We start from the raw sequence: 23,319 nt of genomic DNA on the forward strand, positions 1-23,319 counted from the left end.
ACGCGTGCGCTCAGGAGAGCGGCGGCGCGACATAGGTCTGGAAGCCCGGCCGTACCGAGATCGCCTGATACCAGCGTTGCAGATGCGGAAGTGCCGGACGCGTGACGCCCTCGACGCCGAACCATCGCCGCGCATAGCAACCGATGGCGATATCAGCGAGGCTGAAATCGTCGCCTTCCATCCAGGTCTGACGGGAAAGTTGCCGGTCGACCATCTCCCACAGCAACGCATTGGCATCCGCGGCCTTCTGCAGCGCGGCCATGTCGCGGTCGGCGACGGGCGTCCGCACCAGTCCCCAGAACAACGGGCGTTCGGCCGGCTGCAATGTCGTCAGTGTCCAGTCGAGCCAGCGCTCCATTCCGGCGCGCACCTTTGGTGTGGATGGGTAGAGGCGCGATGTAGCGCCATAGGCCAGGGCGACATAGCGCATGATGGAATTGGATTCCCACAGCACGAAATCGCCTTGCACCAAGGTGGGCACGCGGCCGTTGGGATTCATCGCCAGATAGTCGGCCTCGCTGTTGCGGCCAAATTGCATGCCGGCATCAATGCGCTCATAGGCGACGTCGAGTTCATGGCAGCACCACAGAACCTTTTGCACATTGACCGAATTGGCGCGGCCCCAGATCTGCAGGGATGGAGTGGGAGTCTGTGGCACGATGAACCTCGCTGGCGAATAAGCGCCGCAGGTTTAGCCAGCAACGCGCCGCCATCGCAAGGCCGGTCTGGTGCTGACCTCTCACAAAGTAGCGAGCCCGCAAACAAAACAGGCCCCGCGTGAGCGAGGCCTGTTGATTGGTTCAGCTTGGGAGGCGTCAGCGACCGAAGAAGAGCCACAGCAGAATGATCACCGGAATCGGTACACCCAGCAGCCAGAGCAGAATTCCACGTCCCATTGTCTCAGCCTCCATGAAATCAGTATCGCATCAACAACGCGGCACTGCTCATGGCGTTCCACCGCTGCACCTGCAGCGATGCGTTTTGTGAGTTACCAATGTCCGGTGTTGGGCATTGACGACCATGGCTCCTGCGGCGGCAGTGCGTCGCCTTTCTGCAGAAGCTCGATGGAATGCAGATCCGGCGAGCGAACGAAGGCCATCTGGCCATCGCGCGGCGGACGATTGATGGTGATGCCGAGCTTCATCAACCGGTCGCAGGTGGCGTAGATGTCGTCGACCTCATAAGCGAGATGACCGAAATAGCGATCCTCGCCATATTTCTCTTCGTCCCAGTTGTAAGTGAGTTCGACCAGCGGCGCGCCTCGTCCCTTGGTCTTGGCAAATAACGCCTCGTCTTCGGCGGCGCACAAGAACACCAGAGTGAATTTCGCCTTGTCGTTGTCGACCCGGCGGACTTCCTTGAGCCCGAGCGCATCGGCATAGAATTTCAGGGCCGCATCCAGATTGCGGACGCGCAGCATGGTGTGAAGGTAGCGCATTGGGATTGTCTCCATGGGATCGACACAAGCGTGCAACCACTAGGGCAGCGGCGCTTGCCATAGCAGCTAAACAAGACAAATGGCAGATGTCGTCTTGAGAAAGAGGGCGCACCATCTGAATTGTGAAGAGCGTTGCCCTCAGGCGCTGACATCCACGATGGCGGGCGTATCGATTTCCCGCTTGTGCCAGACGGTCAAATCCTTGCGCGGCTTCTCCCACGCATATTCGTCACCGTTTTTTCGCAAATGCTGAATGGCCGCCACATGGGCATCATCGGCGCTCTTGGCCTCCACGACGATCTCCACGGATTCCTCGACGGAGCGAACGACGACGACGCTAAAAAATTTCCTTGCCATGCGGGCATAACCGGCAGCGCAAGGCTACGTTCCCGGCGACGATGTATTAAGCCGTGACCGCAGCATTTTATCGGCAACGCTGTCGTAAAGGGCAATCTCGAACCGTGCGGAATTAGGTCGGGACGATGCTGAAATGATGGTCATCGATCTTCTCCCGCGTGATGTCGACGATGGCGCCGGGAAACCGAACCGCCTTGCCCGACGAATCGAGCGTGCACTTACCGCGCGCATAGACCCAATGCGTGTCGCCGTGAGAGACGACACGATATTCACGGGAGAACACCTGACCGGTCGTCAGTGAGCGAGTGATAGCGGCGGCGACATCATCGATGTCGTCCGGATGAATGGCATCCAGCCAGTCTTGCAACGGCGTGCCCCGCGAGGCCAAATCCGCATTGACGCCGAACAGACGGGCGAATTTGCTGTCTGCATAGACGCGGTCATTGGCGATGTCCCAGTCCCAGGTGCCGACCAATCGATCCTGGATACTGGAATCGCCTTCATGATGACGCACGCCGCTCTGGGCGGCTTCGAGCGAAGCCATCCGCAGGATCTGCGCGAGAACTGTGTGATGGCCCGCCTGCGCCGAGATGGCGAGCTCCCTGCAGATCTCCGAGATGGGCCGACCGACAATCATCACCGCTCCCGGAACTTATTGGCCAACTGACCGTAATATTGCGTATATTGATGGGCATTCAATTCAACGTACAGGGAAAAGGTTCCGAAACCTTTCTGTACAACTTGGGAGTGTTACTCGTGTGGCGGTTTGGAAGGGCTTCGGACGAGGAGGCCTTAAAAATGGTTGTGACTTACCTCACCATTAACGAGCCGGAGCGCCGTCGCGAAATATTCGAACTCGCTGAGAAGTATGCGAAGGAGACCTGCACTCCGCCGATTTCGCAGGACAACGTCGATAAGAAGTAACAGGCAGAGGAAGTAACGAACCAGGTATTATCGCTTCACGATGCGGTTCTGTAGTTTAGTTTGATCGCGGGAGCGCCGGAAATTAACAGTCCACAACGGCTTCGTTAAAATCCGATCGGCCAAGTAACCTTCATCGGTTAGGTTAAAACCAGAGTATGATTGCGCGGAAATAAGAGTGAGCTATTCATTTCCCATCGAGGGAGTGACCATGTCCGCTTCGTTTCACAATGCCGACAAGCCGACGCATCGACGGGTGATGCTGGTAGGATTTTTGTTCTGCGCAGCCTTTGTCGCGGTGAGCTTCTTCGCCCGGCCGCAGCCGGCAACGGACCATGTCCTGCTGAAAGCCGACAAGCTCACTCGCACCGCCGGCCAGCCCGTGACTGCCAACTAACCAAGCAAAGCGTCAACGCTGGCTCGGCGTGGTGTTCGGGCTAAAGGGCATGATCACGCGCACCGGCTCTTGCGACACAGGTCGTTCATAAGCGACATGCCGGGCGTTCTTGCTTGCAACAGCGGGTGTCGGCTCGAGGAGCCACGGTACGAAGGCGATCATTCCGCAGACAAGCGCGACCGCGCTGAGCAGCAATACACCATTATCTTCTTCTCTCGGTCCCATGCCATGGAAACACCGCACTGCGGCGTTCGTTCCAATGAGCTATACGGCTCGCGTAAGAGCGGCGGGGGAAGACCATGAGAATTGTCGTTGTTGGATTGCTGATCGCTGTCATACCGCTGCAGGCCTTCGCTGCGGCGTCGAAGAAGCCAGTGGCAACGAAGCAGAGCATGACGCCGGCACCACGAAAAGCAGATCCGTGTAAGCAATACGGCGCCGGCTTCGTCCAGGTTGAGGGGACGTCGACCTGCATCAGGGTCGGCGGGAGCGTCGGCATTGGTGGAAGCGTTTCGCACTAGAGCGTGGATCGCCGCGGACTGCTGGCTCCTCAGACCTTCTTGTCGAGCTCGACCGGCGCCTCCGGCGGCTCGTGATGGTCGTCATAGGCCCGTTTCGCCTGCAACTGGTCCCATGCCCCCGTGCGCAATGACAGCCGACCGTAAGGCGGCGGGTTCGGCCTCAGTTCGACGGTTTGAACGACAAGGGCTGTGGACATCATCTCCCATAATGCCGCGGGTGCGATTGGGTTCTCCGAGCTCTGGAAGTGCAGTTAAAGCCGGGTTGGCGGAATCTCCGGCATTTGAACGATTGCTTGTGTGGCAGATGAGCGGCGCCCGGAACAAGTCACAGTCGTGCATGTTTTGCACTCACCAAACGGCATATGGGACACCTTGCGTGGACGAAGATTTCAATGACGCCGGCGAGCAGCTCGCCATGTACATCAACCAGTTAATTGAAGAGGCCGACGACGATGGACGACCGGAAGAACAAGGGTCAGCCGGATCGCAGCAAGATCAACATGCACGAGGCGCATGAGGTGAAATACTGGACCCATCAGCTCGGTGTGTCCCGCGAGAAGCTGCAGGCAACAGTAGAGAAAGTCGGCAATGCGGCTGCGGCAGTGCGCAAGGAACTGGCGCACTAGAGTGCCGATGCATCGGACTGGGTGAACAAACAAGAACGGCACCCGATCGGGTGCCGTTCTGCTGTGTGGTATATCCCTGGCGTCAGCTGCCCATGGGAACGCCGTAGTAATCGTTCACCGCGCGGGCCCGCGATGTGTCAGCCCAATTCCAACTATTGTCGTTGCCGTATTTGGGAGCGTTCTCCAGCTGCTGCTGCGTTACGCCAGTGCGATAACCGCCCAGTGCGGTATCATATTTCAGCGACTGCCAGGGCAGGGGATAGTGATCGTCGCCGATGCCGAGAAAGCCGCCAAAGCTGAGCACAGCGTAGGACACCCGGCCACTCTTCTTGTCGATCATCACGCGCTCGATTGAACCGATCTTCTGGTCGTCAGCGCCGAACACTGCGGTGCCTTCGACCTTGTCGCTGCCAATCAGGTTACCTTGTTCACTTGCTTCGATGGGCATGTAGAGCCTCCCTTTTGGTTGTGTCTGGCCAACAGGTAAAAGGGAGAAACGTTCCTACGTCGTTGCCCTGCAAATGTTTTGGGACGCCCAGCGTCGTCAGCGACTGGCCACGAGACGCAGGCGCGGCTTCAGCGTATTTTGCAAGTCGTCAGCAAGCTTGAGGACCCGCGGATCGCTGGAGCGGGCTGCGCAGGTTGAGAACTGATTGACTGAGCGGACAAGAGCCTCGCGTTCCTCGCGCGTACGCGTGACATGCGGACTCGACAGGCGCAGCACCATCTGGCCAAGGCCGACGAGCAATTCATCGAGCGCCTTGTCGATCTTTGCGATCTGTTCAATCATCGCCATTACTCCACTGCTCGCACGCGTGTCCGTGCGACTCCGCGTACATTCATGGAGAGGAAAGCGTCGGCTTTGCGAGCCGTTCCGATAACCGGCCCCTCATGGTTAATGAAACGTGAAGGCGATATGGGGCGCGTTAAGGCTTCACCCCGAGCTAATCGGCGCCTTGTCGCGGGGGAGCGCAGCCAAGCGACGCGCATAGGGTGACGGTTTCATTTTGCGATGCGTCACGGGAATCATCTTGTCGCGTCCGTTGTGTTCATCGAAAGCGCGAAGCCGCTCTCGGATGAATTCGGGATGCGCCGCGTGAAAGGCCTGAAGCTGGCGTGCGAGTTGCGCACGGCGATAGCGAATGGGCATCATGACGCACCTCCGGTCCGGAACCCGAGCGGTGAAATCTTACAGGCCCTGAAACCAACAAAAAAGCTTGGCGTTATTTGGCCGGTGGTGAACAGAAAGGGTATCACATGAAAAAAGCAGCATTGATCCTGGCCACTGTCGCAGCCATCGGCACGACCGCCGTTACGGCGCCTGCTGAAGCGCGCGGATGGGGTAGAGGTTGGGGACCGGGTCCCGCAATCGGCTTTGGTATTGCCGCAGGTGCGCTGGCCGCGGGGGCCTATGGTGCGTACGGACCGTACGGATACGGATATGGCCCACGCTATTATGGCTACGGTCCCGGCTACGGATATTACCGACCGCGTTATTACCGTCCGGCTTACTATGGCGGTTACTATGGTCCCGGCCCCTATGCCTATGGCCCGCGTTACTATCGCAGCTATGGTTATTGGTAGGGCCGAACACGGCCCGGAGCATTGCTTCGGGCCTATTGCGCTGCACGTGCGCGACGCGCATTCAATAAAAAGCCCGCCAGAAATGGCGGGCTTTTTATTGGTCGCTGCTGCGAGCAGATCGTAGCTAGTGCCGCACACGGCGCTCCTGACGGGGTGTCACGAACTCGTTCCAGTCGGTTGCCCGTACCTTTTCGATCGTGGTCTCGTAATAGTCTTCACGTTCGCGCTGGAACTTCGCCTGCTTCTCGCGAAATTCTGCCACCCGGCGTTCCATGTCGGCGCGCGCCGCTGAAATTCTTTCTTCGTTCATTTTCTTCTCTTCGTTTCGCTCCCCAAGGAGAGCATCGATGCCGAATGCGGCATCAATCCGATCTTTGCAAGGCGACCGGTGGATAAGTCGCAGCGCGCGACGCTCACGCAAGCTCAGATCTCCCGCACCGAATCACCGGCAAAACAAAACCTCGCATCACCGCTGTGAAGCGAGGTTGGATATTCCAGCGCAGACGTAACGCCGTCGACGCCAAAGGGTTCCGTTATTCAGCACTCTCCAACGCAAGCGCCTGTTCGAAATCCCGCATCCGCGCGTTGACCCAGTCTTCGTCCTGACAACTCAAGAGCAGCATTTCTCGTTCTGCCTTGCGGCAGAATTCCGGATCCGGATCGATGCTTTTCCAAAGGTCGATACGTGCCTGCAAATCCATGTCAGTCTCCCTGTTTTCCAGCCGCGTATGCCCCGCCAACCCGGCGATTCCTGTGACGTCCCGATAAAACATTGGCGAATGAAGTTCTCTATTTGTTCTAGTTCAGGTCAGCCATTCTGTCCATCGGGATCTCGCTGCGGCAGATTGGAATGCACGGAAATTCTGCAGGGGAATGGTGCGATCCGGGGCTCCCGATTTTGATCGCGATGGAGAGTGTCATTGTCATCGGTTATAAGGCCGCTCGATCGGGGCCTTTTGCTTCGGCGTCTGTCAGGAGAGCTGCATGAGCAAGCAGGCAATGCGCGAAGAGGCCGAGCGCCTGATCCGCGAGACTATGGAGCGCAAGGCGCTGGTAGTGAAGCAGGGCGACACACGGATTATGACGACCTGCGGCAAGTGCGGCGCGGCGAACAAGGTCTCGGCGCCAAAGGGCGTCGCGCGGGTGTCTTTCACCTGCAAGGAGTGCGGTCACGAGCAGGTCACGCTCTGACCCTATGCTGAGACCGGAAATCGGCGCGAAAATTGCTTTGTGTTTCGCGGTGGTCCGGGGCAATAATTGCGGTAACGGCTCGAGCAGAGCTGACTGCAAAAATTGAAGGGCGTGAACGATTACCCTTGGACCGGTGCGTATTTGCTGTGTTGGGGACGACCATGCGTTTTTGGGTTTTGGGGACTTTCGGAATTTCTCTGGTGGCGTTGGCCACACCTTCCGCCGCTCAGTCCATTCGGACAGCTGAACCGCTCATCCTGGCGCCTTACGAGAGCGCGCTGGTTCAGGACGGGTCATGTGCGGCCGGCAAGATCTTGAAGGTCACCGGCGCCATTCGCGGCCTGCGCCGCAAGAAGCTGTGCATCCCGCTCAATGAGATCCAGGCCTCGCTGGGCTCGGTGGTTCAGTAGCCGCTCGCGGCAAGGCTTGCTTTGGCTGGACGACTTTCCAAGATCGCATCAATCGCCTGTTAACGTTGGAGCGAGCGCTCGCTTGGGCTGTACGGGCGACGTGTTACCGTGCCGGCATGATCAGTCTCGTCCCAGTCGCCGCCGTCCTGGCGTCCGAACGTGGCGTCCGGCCGGCGCCGGTGATCGATTCCAGTGACGCTACCCAGCGCGACTATTGGGCCTATCGGCTGAGCGTCTCGCCGACCGAATTGAACGCCGCGATCGAAAAGGTCGGCTCGTCGGTTGCCGCCGTGCGGCGACACCTCGGCAAATAACCCGAACCGACAGACCGTCTCCTCACGTTGAAGCTCCAGCAAGTTGAAGCCCGCAAGGCGAAAGCCCCGCCGGGGGAGGACGGGGCTTTCTGAAAACAGAGCATCGGGGAAACTGCTCCGGCTTTACAACCGGTCGCGCCCGGAATCGTTCCGCAGCGTTGTTCGGATACGCGTCTGCATGGCTTCGTAATAGACGTCGCGCTCGTGGATCATCTGGGCCTGGCGAGCCTTGAACGAAGCAACGCGCTTGAGGATCTCTGCCCGCTCAGATGGGCCCGAATAAAGCGGATCTCTCCGGGCAGGAGATGGCACGTTAGTTGGAACTGCAACAGGAATGTCCTGCGAACTACGCTCCGAGGTTTCAATTGCCGCGTTCGCCGCATGTACAATCAATGTAGGGGCCGTCAAGCGATCTGCCTCCATGATGGCAGGCGAGGTGACGGTTTGCGTTGAAACAGACGCTTGCGATGGCGCGTGGCTCGGCGGTTGCCAGATGTTCAGTCGCTGGGCCGCGACCGGATGCGCTGCGGCGACTTCCTGTACGAATACAAGCGTCTGCGCGACCAGCCGGTCACGCTCTTCTTTCCAGGATGCCATGACGCGTTTCCTCAATCCCGCGTGCATTGTCTGCGAAGCAAGAGCTCGACGTCAATTGAATTGCATCCATCATGATGTCTTCGGTGGATGATCGTGCTGCCGCGCTTGCGGCGCATGGATGTTACCGCTAGTTCGGAACAAACGGAGATTTCCATGGCCAAGATCGATCTGGACTCACTGAGCATCGAGGAACTTGCGGCACTGCGCGATCATGCATCCGACAAGCTGGCGGAAAAAGTTGCTGCGCGTCAGGCTGAGCTCGAAGCCGAGCTCGATAAGCTCGCGCAGTACGGCAAGTCCGTGAAGAAGTCTCAGGCAACGCCAGTGGCAAAGCCAAAGAAGGACGATCTGCCGAAGAGCGAGCTCTCCGCCGATGTCTCGCGGGCTGCATAAAGATTTCGCAAATCGGTATTTGATTACTTAAGGGCGGAGCTCATTTCAGCTTCGCCCCGATATTTGATTTTGATGTGGTGTTTTGACACCGCCCGCATTTCATTTAGTTGACGCACGCTGGCGCATATTTTGCGCGCCTTGGAGAAGGAGTGCGGACGTATTTGATCGGAGCTTGTTTATGCCGACCCTTGATATCAAGTCTCTTTCAGTTCCCGAACTCCTCGCATTGCGGGAGGATATCGACAAGCAACTGCAAGCCCACCGTGCCGAATTGCAGGCGCAACTCGCACAGATCAGAAGCGTCGATGGCAAAACCAGCCGCGTCAAAGGCATCAAGGTTCCGGCGAAGTATCGCCATCCCAAAACGGGAGAGACCTGGACCGGGCGCGGCGGTGTTGCGGGCTGGCTCGCGAAGGAGATCGCCGCCGGTCGCAAGCGGGAAGACTTTTTGATCGACAAGCCCGCCAGGAATGGACGCGCCAAAGCGAAATAGATCCAGGAAACATGGCGACGAAGCGAAACATGCATTGATCCCGGCATGGCACCGGATCCCGGTCTGCGGCATTGTCGTCGGATCACTTCCTTTCGGACCTTCCAATGATTGCAACCGACCTTCGTACTGGCGTGGACCGTCTTGGTGAGATGATCGCCGAAGCCAGAACCATCGTGCCGTTCACCGGCGCGGGGATTTCGACTGAAACGGGCATTCCCGACTTTCGTTCGCCTGGTGGCTTGTGGACCCGCAACCAGCCAATTCCGTTCGACGAATTCGTCGCCAGCCAGGACGCACGCGATGAAGCCTGGCGCCGGCGCTTTGCGATGGAAGAGACATTCGCTGCGGCCAAGCCAGGTCGCGGGCATCGCGCACTCGCCTCGCTCTACAAGGCTAGCAAGATTCCTGCTGTGATCACCCAAAACATCGACAACCTGCATCAAGCGTCCGGCTTCAAGGCTGACGCTGTGATCGAGCTGCACGGCAATACGACCTATGCGCGCTGCATCGGTTGCGCGAGGCGCTATGAGCTCGATTGGGTGAAGAGCAGATTCGATTCCGAAAGACAGGCGCCAGACTGCACGGTATGCGGCGAGCCCGTGAAGGCTGCGACGATCTCATTCGGTCAGGCGATGCCTGAAGATGAGATGCGTCGCGCAGCTGAGCTATCGCAGCACTGCGATCTGTTCATTGCGATTGGATCGTCGCTCGTCGTGTGGCCCGCAGCGGGATTCCCGATGATGGCGAAACATGCCGGTGCACGCCTTGTTATCATCAACAATGAGGCGACCGAGCAGGACGATCACGCTGACCTTGTCATTCGCCATGATATCGGCGAAACGCTCGGACCATTCGTCGGAAATTGATGCGCATCTGATTCGTTTGAGCGCAAGCTGTTCATAGCTGTCACTGTGTTCGTTTTTTGTCTTTGCTGATCAGGCGACAGTGTTATCTTCGAATCGAAAGATTCGCACCGCGCCATCGTGAATTAGCTTCGATGGGGCATGTGAGATGGCGCTGACAGGGCTGACAGCGCAAATGATAGTGGGATCCGGGGCCATGGGGTCGGACGCATTTGAGTCCAAGCGGTTGGGGGGACTGATTCCCGGAGCGGGTGGTCCGCGACCAGGGAATGAGCTTTCAGGCAACGCAAGCCGTGACGCACTCGACCCCTTTGCGGGTGTCGGCGAAGGCAACGCCGTCGATCTCGTCGAGATCAGCGGTGTTATCAAGTGGTTCGATGCTTCCAAGGGTTATGGCTTCATCATTCCTGACAATGGCGCAGCCGACGTGCTCCTGCATGTGACCGTGCTTCGCCGCGACGGCTACCAGACGGCCTATGAAGGTGCCCGTGTGGTCGTTGAATGCACCCAGCGGTCCAAGGGCTATCAGGCTTTCCGCGTTGTCTCGATGGACGAGTCGACTGCCATCCATCCGGCGCAGATGTTGCCGCCGCGCACCCATGTCAGCGTGACGCCCACCAGTGGCCTCGAGCGGGCGCAGGTGAAGTGGTTTAACCGGCTGCGTGGCTTCGGCTTCCTGAGCTGCGGTGAAGGCACGCCGGACATCTTCGTCCACATGGAAACCCTGCGCCGTTTCGGCATGACCGAACTGCGTCCCGGCCAGTATGTGCTAGTGCGCTTCGGGCCTGGTTCCAAGGGCATGATGGCTGCCGAGATCCAGCCCGAAGGCGGTACGCCGGGTCTTTCGTCGCACTAAGCCGTCTACGGTTTTCCAAGTTTCTTGCAGGTTTCCTGTCGGCCTTACCGTCCTAGGGCCATCACGCGGCTGTGCATCACGACCGTCTGGCGCTGGCACGCGTCGTCAGGCTAGGGTCGCGCCGCCCGGCGTCCTGACCGGGCTCTTTGCGTGGATTGCCCTTCATGAGTCTGTTTCGCTTCGCCGCCCGCTGCCGCCTCTCGATGCTGGCGGTGATCGCCGCTCTGGCCCTTGTCGGCCCTTATAAGCCAGCCGCAGCCGCCGAATTCCAGCCGCTCGAAATCGTCACCAAGTCAGGTGTGCGGATGTTCTCCGTCGAAATCGCCAAGACCGACGAGGAGCGGGCGACCGGTCTGATGTACCGCAAGGAGCTCGCGGATGGCCGCGGTATGCTGTTCGACTTCACCCCCGAGCAGCAGATCTCCATGTGGATGAAGAACACCTTCGTTTCACTCGACATGATCTTCATCGGCGGTGATGGCCGGGTGCTCCGGATCGCGGAGAATACCGAGCCACAATCCCTCAAGATCATTTCATCGGGAGGCCCGGCACGGGCTGTTCTCGAAGTGGTCGCAGGCACCGCCAAAAAATACGGAATCGCGCCCGGGGACCAGGTGGTCCACCCGCTGTTCAAGAGGCGCTAAGTCATTGAATATAATGGAGGATGGTCGGGGCACTAGGATTCGAACCTAGGACCTGCGGTACCCAAAACCGCCGCGCTACCAGGCTGCGCTATACCCCGACGATGCGGTGTCGATACACGCTTAGGCCGGGGGCAGCAAGGCATCTGCCGGCGATTTCTCGCCTGTCCCGCACCATGTTCGACAACGGGTCTATTCTGCGGCTTTCGACGGCGATGCCTGCTGTTCTGACGTTGCGGGAGCAGCCGGCTTCGGCAACGGCTTGTCCTGCTTCTTCGACCACGAGATGTAATAGGCCACGCAGGTCATGATGCCGATGCCGGCGGCGCTGACGAATATTTGCGCCAGCAGCGAGCCTGACGACATCATCAGCTGGAAGTGGCCGACGAAGGACAGGAACACGCCGACGCAGAATACGGCGAGCGACTGCTGGCCGCATTTGATGAGCGGCTGAAACACCGGCCACTCCAGGCCTTTCCATTCCTTCGGCACGAAGCGGGTGACGAAGAAGGCGATGATCACGAAATGCAGCACGCGATAGGGCGCGAGGTTGGTCTTGTCGTTCGGATTGAACGCGTCGAACAACCAGTCCGGCATGATCATGTGGCCGGTGTCCGGGAAGCGACCGGCCATGGTCATGACAAGCGAGAACAAGAGATAGGCGATACCGAAATACAGCAGCACCTTGGAGCGGATCACCGAGCGTGACTCGAGCGCGCCGCCGAGCGCGAACCAGGCGCCGAACACAAACAGTAATTGCCAGGTGAACGGGTTGAAGTACCAGACGCCGTAGGGATAGGCGGGCAGATTCCAGCCGAACTGGCGTGCCGCGAAATACAGCGCCAGCGACGCCAGCATCGTCAGATCCGGCTTGCGCAGCATCATCCACAGCACCGGCGGGAACAGGCCCATCAGCACAATATAGAGTGGCAGCACGTCGAGATTGAGCGGCTTGAACTTGAGAAGCAGACCTTGCGTCAGCGTCTGGATCGGATTGTCGACCAGACCGGCAACGTTGAACTCGTTGATGATGTCGGGGTCGTTATAGCGCTGCGCCACATAGCCGATGGCGGCGATGTAGATCACGAACAGGATAACGTGGGCGACATAGAGCTGCCAGACCCGCTTGGTGAGGCGCGTAGCGCCGACGATGAAGCCGCGCTCCAGCATCATCTTGGCGTAGACGAAGGACGCCGTGTAGCCGGAGATGAAGACGAACAGGTCGGCGGCGTCGGAGAAGCCATAGTTCCGGGTGGTGACCCAGTTCACCACATTGTCGGGGATGTGATCGAGGTAGATCGCCCAGTTGGCGATACCGCGGAACAGGTCCAGCCGAAGGTCTCGGCCTTTGGGGGGAAGGATGGCGTGAATATCCATGGGTGCCGCTTCAGGAGCCCTTCGTGATGCCGAATTGCGAGATCAGATAGACCGCTTCGTGCCCCGATTGTCACGACGCCGTGGAACGAATATACACAATAACGAAGCCGCCAAACGACGGAATCACGGATCAAATTCGTGACAATTGGATATACCAGCCCCGCCGTTTTCACCAATTTGTCGCAGTGTCGCAGCTGACCAAGGCCGATCCCGAGACGCTAATCCCGAGACGAAGGCCCATCCTTAAAAGGCTATCGCATTCCATGACCGCACGTATCTTCAAAGCCCCCAAGAACGCAATGCAGGCCGGCCTTGCCAAGACCAAGGACTGGCAGCTCGATTATGAGCCGGAGCAGGCGCGGGTGATCGAGCCCCTGATGGGCTGGACGTCGTCCGGTGACATGAAGCAGCAACTGTCCATCCACTTCGACAGCAAGGAAGAGGCGGTCGCCTACTGCGAGCGCGAAGGCATTCCCTATCAGGTGATCGAGCCCAAGGTGCGTGCGCCCCGGACCATCGCCTATGCCGACAATTTTGCGTTCCGCCGCTCGGAGCCATGGTCGCACTGACGACCGGTTTGCGGGCAAATCAGCCCCCGTAACGCTCCCAAATCTCACCCTGACTAGCACCGAAAGTTAGGGTTGCGTCCCGCCACGACGGGGTGACACCATCATGGCAGGCCCGTTGCCGGGCCGCCGTGCAAACAAGAAACAGACCCTGCAGGAAACGGAAGCCGATGTCGCTTCGCTCCACGATCGATCCCACCTCGGCCGAGTTCAAACGCAATGTCGATGTGATGAAGGCGCAGGTTGCCGAGCTCAAGGACAAGCTCGGTGCGGTCGCCGGGGGCGGCGGCAAGGCGTCCCGCGCCAAGCACACCGCGCGCGGCAAGATGCTGGCCCGCGAGCGTGTCGATCTGATGATCGATCCCGGCACGGCCTTCCTCGAACTCTCGCCATTGGCCGCCAACGGCCTCTATGGCGGCGATGTCCATTCCGCCAGCGTTATCACTGGCGTCGGCCGGGTGTCGGGCAGGGAGTGCATGATCGTCGCCAATGATGCGACCATCAAGGGCGGCACTTACTATCCGATGACGGTGAAGAAGCATCTGCGCGCGCAGGACATCGCACGGCAGAACAATCTGCCGTGTATCTATATGGTGGACTCCGGCGGTGCGTTCTTGCCGCAGCAGGACGACATCTTTCCGGATGAGCGCCATTTCGGCCGCATCTTCTACAATCAGGCGCAGATGTCGGCGCAGGGCATTCCGCAGATTGCTGTCGTGATGGGCTCTTGCACCGCCGGCGGCGCCTATATGCCGGCGATGTCCGACGAGAGCATCATCGTGCGCAATCAGGGCACGATCTTCCTCGGCGGTCCGCCGCTGGTGAAGGCCGCAACCGGCGAGGTTGTCACCGCCGAAGAACTTGGCGGCGCGGATGTGCATTCGCGGCAGTCTGGCGTCACCGATCACTACGCACAGAACGATGGCCACGCCATCGGCATCGCGCGAAAAATCGTCGCGACGCTGAAGCCACCACAGCGGGCCGCACTGAACATGCAGACGTCCCGCGATCCCGTATACGCGGCTGAAGAACTCTACGGTGTCATTCCTGCCGACGCGCGCAAGCCGTTCGACATGCACGACATCATCGCGCGCATCGTCGACGGCTCCGAATTCGACGAATTCAAGAAGCTCTACGGCACGACGCTAATCTGCGGCTTCGCGCATATCTGGGGCTTCCCGGTCGGCATCATCGCTAACAACGGCATCCTGTTCAGCGAGAGCTCGCTAAAGGGCGCGCATTTCATCGAGCTCTGCTGCCAGCGCAACATCCCGCTGGTGTTCCTGCAGAACATCACCGGCTTCATGGTCGGCAAGAAATACGAAGCCGGCGGCATTGCGCGCGATGGCGCCAAGCTGGTGACAGCTGTCGCCACGGCCAACGTCCCGAAATTCACTGTGGTGGTCGGCGGCTCCTATGGCGCCGGCAATTACGGCATGTGCGGCCGCGCCTACAGCCCGCGCTTTCTGTGGATGTGGCCCAATGCCCGTATCTCGGTGATGGGCGGCGAGCAGGCCGCGATGGTGCTGAGTCAGCTGCGCCGCGACAATATCGAAGCCAAGGGCGGTACCTGGTCGACCGAAGAGGAGGAAGCGTTTCGCAAGCCGACACGCGACCAGTTCGAGACCCAGGGCAGCCCGTATTACGCGACGGCGCGCCTCTGGGATGATGGCGTGATTGATCCCGCAGATACGCGCCTGGTGCTCGGACTTGGTTTGTCAGCGTCGGCCAATGCGCCGATCGAGCCGACGCGCTTCGGCCTGTTCAGGATGTGATGATGGCCAAAGCCGAAATTTCAAAAGCTTTATATCGCCGCTTTCGCACGCTCCTGATCGCCAATCGCGGCGAGATAGCCTGCCGCGTCATCCGTACCGCGCGGGCCATGGGCTTGCGCACCGTCGCGGTCTACTCCGAGGCAGATGCCAATGCGCTGCATGTCGTGGAAGCCGACGAGGCCGTGTTGATCGGCCCGGCGCGTGCGCGCGACAGCTATCTCAATATCGAGCGCATTCTCGAAGCTGCAAAGAAGACCGGCGCCGAGGCGATCCACCCCGGTTACGGCTTTCTCTCCGAGAGCGCCGAGTTCGCGCAGGCTTGTGCCGATGCCGGCCTGATCTTCGTCGGACCCACTGCGGAGATGATCACTGCGATGGGCTCGAAGTCGGGCTCCAAGGCGCTGATGGAGAAGGCTGGCGTGCCACTGGTGCCTGGCTTCCATGGCGAAGCGCAGGACGACGCGACACTGGCCAAAGCCGCGGACAAAATCGGCTTCCCGGTTCTGGTGAAGGCCTCAGCGGGCGGCGGCGGTCGCGGCATGCGCGTGGTTCGTTCGGCGGCTGAACTGGCTCCGGCCATCGTCAGCGCCAAGCGCGAAGCCAAAGCAGCGTTCAGCGACGACCGCATGCTGATCGAAAAGTATGTCGACAATCCCCGTCACATCGAAGTGCAGATCGTCGGCGACAGTCATGGCAATCTCGTCTCGCTGTTCGAGCGCGAATGTACATTGCAACGACGGCATCAGAAGGTGATCGAAGAGGCGCCGTCGCCGACGTTGAACGGCGCGCAGCGTGAGGCGGTTTGCGCGGCTGCCCGCAAGGCCGCAGGCGCGGTGAACTATGTCGGCGCCGGCACCATCGAATTCGTCTCTGACGGCAAGGACGTGTTCTTCATCGAGATGAACACGCGCCTGCAGGTCGAGCATCCCGTCACCGAACTGATCACCGGCGTTGATCTGGTCGAATGGCAGCTCCGCGTGGCGTTCGGCGAAAAGCTGCCGCTAACGCAAAGCGAGATCAAGCTCAACGGCCACGCCATCGAGGCACGGGTTTACGCCGAGAATCCGCACAAGAATTTCATGCCGTCGGTGGGCAGGATCCGCACTTGGCGCACGCCCGCGGAAACCAACGGTTTGCGCATCGATGCCGGCTATCGCGAGGGCGATGCGGTGTCGCCGAACTACGACGCTATGCTCGCCAAGGTGATCGCCTGGGCGCCGACGCGCGATGCGGCGATCAACCGGCTCAATCGTGGGCTGGAAGAAACCGATATTCGCGGCATCGTCACCAACACGCCGTTCCTATCGGCGCTTGTGACGCATCCGGATGTGCGTGCCAACACCATCGACACCGGCTTTATCGAGCGTGAATTGAAAGTGTTGACGCCGGACTCGGCGGCGCCTGGCGATCTCGAACTATGCGCGGCAGTCGCCGCCATCGTCGCAAGCGAAGAGCAGGCAGCACGGGCTGCCGGTACCTCGCCCTGGCTGACGGCTGGCTGGATGCCGGTCGGGCGTCGCCAGCGGGTGTTCAAATTCAAGCATGGTTCGGACGAGCAGCGCGTGACGTTGAATTACGGCAGCGGTCCTGCAACGATTTCGATCGGCACTCGCGAACTGGGGTTTGAGACGGCAGCGGCCGATGACGGGCATTTCGATCTGACACTGGACGGAGCACGCTCGCACATCGTTTCGGTGATCGAGGGCCACGAACTCTACCTGCGTACGCGTCACGGCCGTTTCGACATGCATTGGGTCGATCCGTTCGGCGGCGACGATGAAGAGCAGGTCGGCGAGGACAAGATCGTTGCGCCGTTGCCCGGCACCGTGGTGGCGCTGCTGGCCGAGGAGGGCGCAATCCTTGAGAAGGGCGCTGCCATCCTGACCTTGGAAGTCATGAAGATGGAGCAGACCCTGCGCGCGCCGTTCGCCGGCGTGCTCAAGCGCATCAAGTGCAAGGTTGGCGATATCGTTGGAGAAGGCGTCGAGCTCGCGGAAGTCGAGCCGAGCGCCTGATCCTCTGAAAGACACGTGAGATTGAAACAAACATGAGTGATCAGGTTCGTATCGTCGAGGTCGGCCCGCGCGACGGTTTGCAGAATGAAAAGACGCCGGTGTCGGTCGAAGACCGCATCGCCTTCGTGAAGGCGTTGGTCGGGGCTGGCCTGCATACGGTCGAGGTCGGCTCGTTCGTGTCGCCCAAGGCGATCCCCAAAATGATGGGTTCGGATCAGGTATTTCTCGGCGTGCGCGATTTGCCTGGTGAATTCCATGTGCTGGTGCCGAACGAGAAGGGCTATGAGGGCGCGAAGGCGGTCGGCGCGAAAGTCATCGCAGTGTTCGCCTCGGCCTCGGAAGGCTTTTCGCGTGCCAACATCAATTGCTCGGTCGCCGAATCCATCGAGCGCTTCAAGCCGGTGATCGAGCGCGCCAAGGCCGACGGCATCCGCGTGCGGGGTTACGTGTCCTGCGTTCTCGGTTGTCCCTATGACGGCGACGTCGCGCCGCAGGCGGTTGTCGATGTCTCGAAGACGCTGTTTGATCTCGGCTGCTACGAAGTCTCGCTCGGCGACACGATCGGTGTCGGGACGCCGTCGAAGGCGCGGCAGATGCTGCGCGCCGTTGCTGGCTCGGTTCCCATGCCAAAGCTCGCGATGCACTTCCACGACACTTATGGTCAGGCGCTGGCCAATCTCTATGCCGGGATGGAAGAAGGCTGTCGCGTTGTCGACAGCGCTGCCGGCGGTCTCGGCGGCTGCCCCTATGCGCCTGGTGCGACCGGCAATGTTGGCACCGAAGATGTGGTCTACATGCTGGAAGGCATGGGGATTGCCACAGGCGTCGACATGAACAAGCTGCTCGCTGCGACCAACACCATCAGCGCTCTGATCGGCCGCCCGCCGGTCAGTCGTGTCGCTTCGGCGCTCAACGCGAAGACGCGCTGAGAGCCAGCTGGCGAACGACAGGATAGGTCAGGCCGGGACGTCCAGCGCGAGCTTGAGGAGGTTCGCGGTGAGCGGCGTCTTGGCGACATAGTCCTTCCATGCCGTATCGCGCGCGATATCGCGCCACTTGCCGACGGTCGCAGCGTCGAGCGCGCTGACCTTGGCGCCGGCCTTCTCATAGACCCTGGACACTTCGACATCGTCCTGCTGCGCGCCGGCCTTGCCGAAGGCTTCCATCTCGGCGCCGACCGAGACCAGAATATCCTGGTGTGCTTTCGGCAACTTGTCGAACACAGCCTTGGACATCATCAGCGGCTCAAGCATGAACCAGTAGGACGCACCCGCGCCGGAGGTCAGATGCTTGGCGACTTCGCTCAGCTTGAATGAGATGAGGCTGGTCGATGAGGTGATGCCGGCATCGCAGGCGCCGCTCTTCATCGCCGCGTAAATTTCGTTGGACGGCATTGAGAGCACGCGTGCGCCGGCAGTCTGCAGCATCATGTTCATCTCGCGCGAACCGCCGCGTACCGTGAGCCCCTTGGCGTCCTCAGGGACAACCAGCGGGCGCGAGCGGCTAGCCACACCGCCGGCCTGCCAGACCCAAGTCAGCAGCATGATGCCCTTGTCGGCGAGAATGTCGCTCAATGCCTTGCCGATCGGGAGGTTCTTCCAGCGCAGGCCCTGATCGTAGGTCGAGACCAGACCGGGCATCAGGCCGATATTTGCCTCCGGCAATTCATTGCCGGCATAAGGCAAGGGATAAAGGCTGAGATCGAGAGTCCCTTTGCGCATGGCGGAAAATTGCGCATCCGCCTTGATCAGCGACGAATCCGGATAAACCTCGGCAACAAGGTCGCCGCCACTCTGCTTGGCAATGGCGGCTGCGAAAGTGCGGACCAGACGGTCGCGGAAGTCGCCGTTGTCGATGCTGCCGCCGGGAAACTGGTGCGAAATCTTCAGTGTAGTCGCTGCCTGCGCCGTACCGACACCGCAACGGAGGATCGCAGGCACGGCGAGGGCCGATCCAAGGATGTGGCGGCGAGTCAGCATGCGTAACTCCTGAAAGTGTTCGTCTGGTGCCGGGCGGGACAAAATGCGCCCGCGTCCTGTTGCTCCGTCACCGCGCGTCCCTTCGTTTATACAATCCGAACCGGCGGGCAAGTGATGTTGCGTCGCACGCAATGGCTATCGGATGCATCATCAAGACTTTTTTGATCCGACGTAACAAACCGCGACCTCCGTACGTCTGGTTCATAGCGACAGACGTCGCGCTTCAGAAATGGATCCGAGGAAAAACATCATGACCATCTCCACCAGGTTTGCGCTCGGCGTGTCCGCCGCGCTCGTCTCGCTCAGCCTCGCGCTGGCACCTGCTGCGTTCGCTCAGGACAAGATGAGCAAGGATGACGGCATGAAAAAGGACACTATGTCGAAGGGCGATGGCATGAAGAAGGATGCCATGTCTCACGACGGTATGAAGAAGGACGATGGCATGAAGAAAGACGGCATGATGAAGAAGGAAGACGGAATGATGAAGAAGTAACGTCTTCACACGCATCGCTGTGACGGGCCCGTCCGCGCGACGGGCTTGTCATGTTGCGCTGCTCGTTGCTGGACCTGAAAACTCGGCATAGCCTCCGCGCACAAGAAAATGCCTGGGAGGCCATGATGAAAAAAGAACGACGCGTCGTCGTTGCGGCGACTTGTCTGATCGCAGCAACACTGTTTCCAAGCGTGACGACATGGAGCGCCACCGATGAGATGGGCTTCGTGCGCATCAATCAGGGCGAGGAAGTCTGGAAGAACCCGTTCGGTGTTGGCGTCGAAGTCGCGACACTTTACGGAGATCCCTCAAAGCAAGGCATCTATGTTCTGCGGATCAAGTGGCCGCCCGGCATCATGAGCAAGCCGCACAAGCATCCGGAAGATCGTCACGTCGTGGTGCTGTCGGGCATCTGGTACACCGGCACGGGCGAAGCCTTCGTGCCCGAGAAATCGATCCCGATGAAGACCGGCGGCTACATGGTGCATCCCGCTGGCGCGGTGCATTGGGACGGCACACGGGAAGAGGGCGCCGTGATTCAGATCACCGGCTACGGCCCGAGCGGCAACAATTTCGTCAAACCCGACGAGCCGCAATTCGGCAAAACGAACTGACCTCGGACAATCAATTCAGGCAGCGTGCCATCAGATGATGGCACGCTGATCTCGTGCTTATTTACGCTTCTTGCGGGCGGCGTAGCGGGCGTCGCGGGCAGCTTTCTGCTGGGCTTCCAGCGCGGCCTGGGCAAGCGCGGCTTCTTCCTTCTCGCGCGCAGCCTGGACTAGAGCAGCGGCGGCTTCCTCGGCTTCGCGGGCTTTCTGGACGGCCTTCTCAGCGTCGCGGATGGCCTTGGCTTCCGCGCGTGCGACGGCAGCGGCTTCGCGCTCGGCGGCGCGCGCCTTCACGGCAGGATCATCGGGCCCCGGTGCTGCCTTGAATTTGTTCAGAATGTTCTTCTTGGCTTCGATCGCAGCCTTCTGGCGATCCGCGAAGCTGGGTTCCTTAAATGACATGAACGAGGCCTTGTCGCTTTCTTTGGTTTGGGGTGGGTCATCGTCGGGTGCGGCAGCCGGGCAAACACCCAGGCAATGGCCGAAACTCCGCTGCGGTTTACAGCCGACAGCGCGGCAACGCATCAACTATCTGCGATTTACGGCAATCTTACGCATGATTTGCCGGCCAGGAGGCCTGCGCGAGGCTGGGGCGGAGCTTGCGCCGGGGTGATCCGCGTATATCCGCAAATCCCGGGAATCGGGCATGTTTTGGTCATCCGGCGATTTGGAGCGCGCGGAGCAAGCCGCCTGTGCGGCGCGAGGACCGATATGGATGCCCAGAAGACAGCCGTCGATGCCGTGGTCATTCTGACCGGCTGTGATCGCGACATGGTGACCCACTTCATTCGCGGCCTGTATCTGGCGGGCGTTCGCGACCCCAAGCGACTGACTTTCAAAGGGCTGCAATTCGCAGCAGAAGCAGGCCCTTAGCAACATTTGTAGCCAAAATGGCCATGTTGCGGCTTTGCAGCGGCCGTGCTGCTGCCTTGAACCTGCGGTGCCCTCCGGCTGACTGATCAGGAACTTTCCGCGAAATGCGGAGTTCCTGTCGCCATCGGGAGTTATCCATGCAAGCAGCCATCGATCGCGTCATCCGCTCGTTCAGCTTCAAACATCCGGCCTCGCTCGCAGAGCCGATGTCCGACAGTCGCTCGATCCAGGCAAGCGATGAGGCGACAGAGTTGGCGACCCGGTTGCTTGAAAATTACAAGGGTCAGCTGGCCCGACGCAGCTCGAAGCCTGACTGAGGACCGATTCAAGCATCCTCATTGACCGATCTTCATGGATCGCGGCTTCGGGATTCGGCATTGCCAGGACTTGCGTTGCGGTGCGATGACGGGGCATGACTGCGCCGCTCGCAGACCCAACCATCCAGGAGACATGATGCGAAACTCCCAGCGTGCCGTTAGAGCTACGGCCGTCGCGCTAAGTGCGGCCATGATCGTGGCCGTGTCCGACGTCTCCCTTTCTTCCGCCATGGCGCAAGCGCCTCAAAAACAAGCGCCGCAGAAAATGGCGCCAGCCGCAGGAAAAACCATGACCACAGCTTCAGGCCTCAAGATCGAAGACACCACCGTCGGCACCGGCGCAACGCCGGCCAAGGGACAGACCTGCGTGATGCATTACACCGGCTGGCTCTATGAGAACGGCGTCAAGGGCAAGAAATTCGACTCGTCGGTCGATCGCAACGAGCCGTTCGAATTCCCGATCGGCATGTCGCGTGTCATCAAGGGCTGGGACGAAGGCGTCGCCACCATGAAGGTCGGCGGCAAGCGCACGCTGATCATTCCGCCGGATCTCGGCTATGGCGCGCGTGGTGCTGGCGGCGTGATCCCGCCAAATGCGACGTTGATCTTCGACGTCGAACTGCTCGGCGTCAAATAAGCCCGATCAAACGAACCTATGCCTGCGCGATCCTGCGCAGCAATGTCCGTGACGCTTCCTCGCCGGCATAGATGTCGGCGAGGGGCGCTGCCTTCGCGATGAAGGGGGCCTTGTCCGGCTTGACGAATGTCACGCCCATCGCCTCGACCTGCAGGCGCGTTTGCGCCTCGAATGCGGTCCACAGCTTGTTCATGTGATGATACGACAGGGCGGCGGCTTCGCGGATGATCTCCCGCTGTTTCGGCGTCATGCTGTTGAGCCGGCCGGCGCCTACCAGCAGCACGTCCGGAATCATGGTGTGTTCGTCGAACGAGTAGTGGGTTGCGACTTCGGCATGCTTGCCGACAATCAGCGCAGCCACGCTGTTCTCTGCACCATCGACCAATCCCGACTTCAGCGCGACATAGACATTGCTCCATGACAGTTCGATGCCTTCGGCGCCGAACAGCTGCATCAGCTTGACCATGGTCTCCGATGGTTGGATGCGGATCTTCATGCCCTTGAGATCGTCGGGATGAAGGATCGGTTTCCGCCCATAGAAGCTGCGCGCGCCGGCGTCGTAAAAGGTCAGGCCGGTGAGGCCGGCCGAAGTGGTCGAGGCCAGAATGTCGTTGCCAACCTCGTTGCTCGTTACTTTCAGCCAGTGCGCGCGATCGCGGAACGTGAAAGGCAGGTTGAGAACCTTGTAGGCCGGATGTACGCGTTCGAGCACGCTGGCGCTGACTTTCAGAAAATCCAGCTTGCCGGCCTGTACCTGCGACAGCAGGTCGACTTCCTGACCGAGCTGCCCGTCCGCAAACAGCGCGATGTCGAGTTCGCCCTGCGAACGCTCACGCGCCAGGTCGGCAAAGTGCTGCATGGCCGGGTGGACGGGATGGGTGGTCGGCAGGCTATGGGCGAGGCGCATCTTCAGCGGCTCGGCGCGCAGGACTGCAGGGCAGGCGATCGCCATTCCCGCAGTCAGCAAAAGTCGGCGCCGAGAAAGCATTGTCTGCCCCGTGTCCTGGCTGGAATCTGATGCAAGCGTCGGCGCGCCCCCTGCGCCGGACGCCATGTTACGTCGGAACCGGAGAA

36 protein-coding genes and 1 tRNA gene are annotated in these 23,319 nt (G+C 60.1%); 22 read left to right on the top strand and 15 right to left on the bottom strand.

What is annotated here, in order from left to right:
• Positions 1–10: 10 nt before the first annotated feature.
• From AB8A23_RS20105 to AB8A23_RS20120, 4 genes are all read right to left on the bottom strand, one after another.
• Complete coding sequence (locus AB8A23_RS20105; protein ID WP_439058429.1) at positions 11–658, bottom strand: glutathione S-transferase family protein; 648 nt, start codon at positions 656–658, stop codon at positions 11–13.
• A 330-nt stretch (positions 659–988) separates the two neighbouring features.
• Entirely contained in the window at positions 989–1,438 is a 450-nt protein-coding gene (locus AB8A23_RS20110; protein ID WP_439058428.1) for a VOC family protein, read from the bottom strand.
• 138 nt (positions 1,439–1,576) lie between these two features.
• Positions 1,577–1,744: a hypothetical protein gene (locus AB8A23_RS20115; protein WP_231080627.1), complete on the bottom strand. Its 168-nt coding sequence runs from the start codon at positions 1,742–1,744 to the stop codon at positions 1,577–1,579.
• Positions 1,745–1,907: 163 nt separating this feature from the next.
• Positions 1,908–2,432: a PAS domain-containing protein gene (locus tag AB8A23_RS20120; RefSeq protein WP_175368960.1), complete on the bottom strand. Its 525-nt coding sequence runs from the start codon at positions 2,430–2,432 to the stop codon at positions 1,908–1,910.
• Positions 2,433–2,593: 161 nt separating this feature from the next.
• On the opposite strand from AB8A23_RS20120, the gene AB8A23_RS20125 reads away from it, so the two are divergent.
• The 3 genes from AB8A23_RS20125 to AB8A23_RS20135 all read left to right on the top strand — a co-directional run bounded on the left by AB8A23_RS20125 (position 2,594) and on the right by AB8A23_RS20135 (position 3,634).
• Positions 2,594–2,719: a hypothetical protein gene (locus AB8A23_RS20125; RefSeq protein ID WP_256461297.1), complete on the top strand. Its 126-nt coding sequence runs from the start codon at positions 2,594–2,596 to the stop codon at positions 2,717–2,719.
• A gap of 208 nt (positions 2,720–2,927) precedes the next feature.
• A complete protein-coding gene (locus AB8A23_RS20130) occupies positions 2,928–3,113 on the top strand; it encodes a hypothetical protein (RefSeq protein WP_231080628.1) in 186 nt (61 codons plus the stop codon).
• A 299-nt stretch (positions 3,114–3,412) separates the two neighbouring features.
• On the top strand, positions 3,413–3,634 hold the full coding sequence (locus AB8A23_RS20135) for a hypothetical protein (protein WP_231080629.1): 222 nt from the start codon (positions 3,413–3,415) through the stop codon (positions 3,632–3,634).
• Between the two features lie 29 nt (positions 3,635–3,663).
• Here AB8A23_RS20135 and AB8A23_RS20140 read toward each other — a convergent pair whose 3' ends face one another.
• Entirely contained in the window at positions 3,664–3,831 is a 168-nt protein-coding gene (locus AB8A23_RS20140; protein ID WP_170849665.1) for a hypothetical protein, read from the bottom strand.
• A 255-nt stretch (positions 3,832–4,086) separates the two neighbouring features.
• Between AB8A23_RS20140 and AB8A23_RS20145 the strand changes: the two genes are divergently transcribed.
• A complete protein-coding gene (locus AB8A23_RS20145) occupies positions 4,087–4,260 on the top strand; it encodes a DUF3606 domain-containing protein (RefSeq protein ID WP_089264239.1) in 174 nt (57 codons plus the stop codon).
• A gap of 82 nt (positions 4,261–4,342) precedes the next feature.
• On the opposite strand, the gene AB8A23_RS20150 is transcribed toward AB8A23_RS20145, so the two are convergent.
• Both AB8A23_RS20150 and AB8A23_RS20155 read right to left on the bottom strand, forming a co-directional pair.
• Positions 4,343–4,708: a PRC-barrel domain-containing protein gene (locus tag AB8A23_RS20150; protein WP_231080630.1), complete on the bottom strand. Its 366-nt coding sequence runs from the start codon at positions 4,706–4,708 to the stop codon at positions 4,343–4,345.
• A gap of 96 nt (positions 4,709–4,804) precedes the next feature.
• Positions 4,805–5,050: a hypothetical protein gene (locus AB8A23_RS20155; RefSeq protein WP_081422011.1), complete on the bottom strand. Its 246-nt coding sequence runs from the start codon at positions 5,048–5,050 to the stop codon at positions 4,805–4,807.
• Between the two features lie 467 nt (positions 5,051–5,517).
• Between AB8A23_RS20155 and AB8A23_RS20160 the strand changes: the two genes are divergently transcribed.
• Entirely contained in the window at positions 5,518–5,844 is a 327-nt protein-coding gene (locus tag AB8A23_RS20160; protein ID WP_092143275.1) for a hypothetical protein, read from the top strand.
• Between the two features lie 124 nt (positions 5,845–5,968).
• Here the strand turns inward: AB8A23_RS20160 and AB8A23_RS20165 are convergent, their stop codons facing one another.
• Together AB8A23_RS20165 and AB8A23_RS20170 are read right to left on the bottom strand one after the other, a co-directional pair.
• On the bottom strand, positions 5,969–6,265 hold the full coding sequence (locus tag AB8A23_RS20165; protein ID WP_120289595.1) for a hypothetical protein: 297 nt from the start codon (positions 6,263–6,265) through the stop codon (positions 5,969–5,971).
• A 112-nt stretch (positions 6,266–6,377) separates the two neighbouring features.
• Positions 6,378–6,545, bottom strand: a complete 168-nt coding sequence (locus AB8A23_RS20170) for a hypothetical protein (protein ID WP_158550333.1) — start codon at positions 6,543–6,545, stop codon at positions 6,378–6,380.
• A 283-nt stretch (positions 6,546–6,828) separates the two neighbouring features.
• Here AB8A23_RS20170 and AB8A23_RS20175 point away from each other — a divergent pair, with 283 nt between their 5' ends.
• The 3 genes from AB8A23_RS20175 to AB8A23_RS20185 all read left to right on the top strand — a co-directional run bounded on the left by AB8A23_RS20175 (position 6,829) and on the right by AB8A23_RS20185 (position 7,759).
• Positions 6,829–7,035, top strand: a complete 207-nt coding sequence (locus tag AB8A23_RS20175; RefSeq protein ID WP_089264246.1) for a hypothetical protein — start codon at positions 6,829–6,831, stop codon at positions 7,033–7,035.
• A gap of 161 nt (positions 7,036–7,196) precedes the next feature.
• A complete protein-coding gene (locus tag AB8A23_RS20180) occupies positions 7,197–7,445 on the top strand; it encodes a DUF6719 family protein (protein WP_139212548.1) in 249 nt (82 codons plus the stop codon).
• Between the two features lie 116 nt (positions 7,446–7,561).
• Positions 7,562–7,759 carry a DUF3606 domain-containing protein gene (locus tag AB8A23_RS20185; protein WP_439058427.1) on the top strand — a complete coding sequence of 66 codons (198 nt, stop codon included), beginning with the start codon at positions 7,562–7,564 and terminating at the stop codon, positions 7,757–7,759.
• 123 nt (positions 7,760–7,882) lie between these two features.
• On the opposite strand, the gene AB8A23_RS20190 is transcribed toward AB8A23_RS20185, so the two are convergent.
• Positions 7,883–8,356 (bottom strand): hypothetical protein, encoded by a 474-nt coding sequence (locus tag AB8A23_RS20190; protein WP_439058426.1) that lies wholly within the window; start codon positions 8,354–8,356, stop codon positions 7,883–7,885.
• Between the two features lie 153 nt (positions 8,357–8,509).
• On the opposite strand from AB8A23_RS20190, the gene AB8A23_RS20195 reads away from it, so the two are divergent.
• The 5 genes from AB8A23_RS20195 to AB8A23_RS20215 all read left to right on the top strand — a co-directional run bounded on the left by AB8A23_RS20195 (position 8,510) and on the right by AB8A23_RS20215 (position 11,605).
• Positions 8,510–8,749, top strand: a complete 240-nt coding sequence (locus AB8A23_RS20195; RefSeq protein ID WP_093758515.1) for a hypothetical protein — start codon at positions 8,510–8,512, stop codon at positions 8,747–8,749.
• Positions 8,750–8,927: 178 nt separating this feature from the next.
• Positions 8,928–9,242, top strand: a complete 315-nt coding sequence (locus AB8A23_RS20200; protein WP_068736501.1) for an H-NS histone family protein — start codon at positions 8,928–8,930, stop codon at positions 9,240–9,242.
• A gap of 104 nt (positions 9,243–9,346) precedes the next feature.
• Positions 9,347–10,108: an SIR2 family NAD-dependent protein deacylase gene (locus AB8A23_RS20205; RefSeq protein WP_439058425.1), complete on the top strand. Its 762-nt coding sequence runs from the start codon at positions 9,347–9,349 to the stop codon at positions 10,106–10,108.
• A 193-nt stretch (positions 10,109–10,301) separates the two neighbouring features.
• The gene (locus tag AB8A23_RS20210) at positions 10,302–10,961 is read left to right on the top strand and encodes a cold-shock protein (protein ID WP_170849667.1); all 660 of its coding nucleotides are present in this window, start codon (positions 10,302–10,304) and stop codon (positions 10,959–10,961) included.
• 203 nt (positions 10,962–11,164) lie between these two features.
• Complete coding sequence (locus tag AB8A23_RS20215; protein ID WP_439060487.1) at positions 11,165–11,605, top strand: DUF192 domain-containing protein; 441 nt, start codon at positions 11,165–11,167, stop codon at positions 11,603–11,605.
• 21 nt (positions 11,606–11,626) lie between these two features.
• Here AB8A23_RS20215 and AB8A23_RS20220 read toward each other — a convergent pair.
• Positions 11,627–11,703: transfer RNA gene (locus AB8A23_RS20220), tRNA-Pro, on the bottom strand.
• Between the two features lie 91 nt (positions 11,704–11,794).
• Positions 11,795–12,979 (bottom strand): OpgC domain-containing protein, encoded by a 1,185-nt coding sequence (locus tag AB8A23_RS20225; RefSeq protein WP_089264253.1) that lies wholly within the window; start codon positions 12,977–12,979, stop codon positions 11,795–11,797.
• 263 nt (positions 12,980–13,242) lie between these two features.
• Here AB8A23_RS20225 and AB8A23_RS20230 point away from each other — a divergent pair, with 263 nt between their 5' ends.
• The 4 genes from AB8A23_RS20230 (at position 13,243) to AB8A23_RS20245 (ending at position 18,264) form a co-directional block, all read left to right on the top strand.
• Positions 13,243–13,548: an ETC complex I subunit gene (locus tag AB8A23_RS20230; RefSeq protein WP_175368967.1), complete on the top strand. Its 306-nt coding sequence runs from the start codon at positions 13,243–13,245 to the stop codon at positions 13,546–13,548.
• Between the two features lie 167 nt (positions 13,549–13,715).
• Complete coding sequence (locus AB8A23_RS20235) at positions 13,716–15,320, top strand: carboxyl transferase domain-containing protein (RefSeq protein ID WP_439058424.1); 1,605 nt, start codon at positions 13,716–13,718, stop codon at positions 15,318–15,320.
• Between the two features lie 2 nt (positions 15,321–15,322).
• Complete coding sequence (locus AB8A23_RS20240; protein ID WP_439058423.1) at positions 15,323–17,335, top strand: acetyl/propionyl/methylcrotonyl-CoA carboxylase subunit alpha; 2,013 nt, start codon at positions 15,323–15,325, stop codon at positions 17,333–17,335.
• Positions 17,336–17,367: 32 nt separating this feature from the next.
• On the top strand, positions 17,368–18,264 hold the full coding sequence (locus AB8A23_RS20245; RefSeq protein ID WP_439058422.1) for a hydroxymethylglutaryl-CoA lyase: 897 nt from the start codon (positions 17,368–17,370) through the stop codon (positions 18,262–18,264).
• 27 nt (positions 18,265–18,291) lie between these two features.
• Here the strand turns inward: AB8A23_RS20245 and dctP are convergent, their stop codons facing one another.
• The gene (gene dctP / locus AB8A23_RS20250) at positions 18,292–19,314 is read right to left on the bottom strand and encodes a TRAP transporter substrate-binding protein DctP (protein WP_439058421.1); all 1,023 of its coding nucleotides are present in this window, start codon (positions 19,312–19,314) and stop codon (positions 18,292–18,294) included.
• A 250-nt stretch (positions 19,315–19,564) separates the two neighbouring features.
• Here dctP and AB8A23_RS20255 point away from each other — a divergent pair, with 250 nt between their 5' ends.
• Positions 19,565–19,807, top strand: a complete 243-nt coding sequence (locus AB8A23_RS20255; RefSeq protein ID WP_309946173.1) for a pentapeptide MXKDX repeat protein — start codon at positions 19,565–19,567, stop codon at positions 19,805–19,807.
• A 125-nt stretch (positions 19,808–19,932) separates the two neighbouring features.
• Complete coding sequence (locus tag AB8A23_RS20260; RefSeq protein WP_439058420.1) at positions 19,933–20,421, top strand: cupin domain-containing protein; 489 nt, start codon at positions 19,933–19,935, stop codon at positions 20,419–20,421.
• A 57-nt stretch (positions 20,422–20,478) separates the two neighbouring features.
• Here the strand turns inward: AB8A23_RS20260 and AB8A23_RS20265 are convergent, their stop codons facing one another.
• Positions 20,479–20,820: a DUF6481 family protein gene (locus AB8A23_RS20265; RefSeq protein ID WP_093758522.1), complete on the bottom strand. Its 342-nt coding sequence runs from the start codon at positions 20,818–20,820 to the stop codon at positions 20,479–20,481.
• 309 nt (positions 20,821–21,129) lie between these two features.
• Between AB8A23_RS20265 and AB8A23_RS20270 the strand changes: the two genes are divergently transcribed.
• The 3 genes from AB8A23_RS20270 (at position 21,130) to AB8A23_RS20280 (ending at position 22,245) form a co-directional block, all read left to right on the top strand.
• Positions 21,130–21,291, top strand: a complete 162-nt coding sequence (locus AB8A23_RS20270; protein ID WP_231080635.1) for a hypothetical protein — start codon at positions 21,130–21,132, stop codon at positions 21,289–21,291.
• A gap of 137 nt (positions 21,292–21,428) precedes the next feature.
• Positions 21,429–21,608, top strand: a complete 180-nt coding sequence (locus AB8A23_RS20275; protein WP_089264262.1) for a hypothetical protein — start codon at positions 21,429–21,431, stop codon at positions 21,606–21,608.
• Between the two features lie 136 nt (positions 21,609–21,744).
• Positions 21,745–22,245 carry an FKBP-type peptidyl-prolyl cis-trans isomerase gene (locus tag AB8A23_RS20280; protein WP_309946178.1) on the top strand — a complete coding sequence of 167 codons (501 nt, stop codon included), beginning with the start codon at positions 21,745–21,747 and terminating at the stop codon, positions 22,243–22,245.
• A 16-nt stretch (positions 22,246–22,261) separates the two neighbouring features.
• Here the strand turns inward: AB8A23_RS20280 and AB8A23_RS20285 are convergent, their stop codons facing one another.
• Complete coding sequence (locus tag AB8A23_RS20285) at positions 22,262–23,197, bottom strand: TRAP transporter substrate-binding protein (RefSeq protein WP_231080637.1); 936 nt, start codon at positions 23,195–23,197, stop codon at positions 22,262–22,264.
• Positions 23,198–23,319: the final 122 nt, after the last annotated feature.

Source organism: Tardiphaga sp. 619_E2_N8_4 (assembly GCF_051810905.1).
Taxonomy (GTDB): Bacteria; Pseudomonadota; Alphaproteobacteria; order Rhizobiales; family Xanthobacteraceae; genus Tardiphaga; species Tardiphaga robiniae.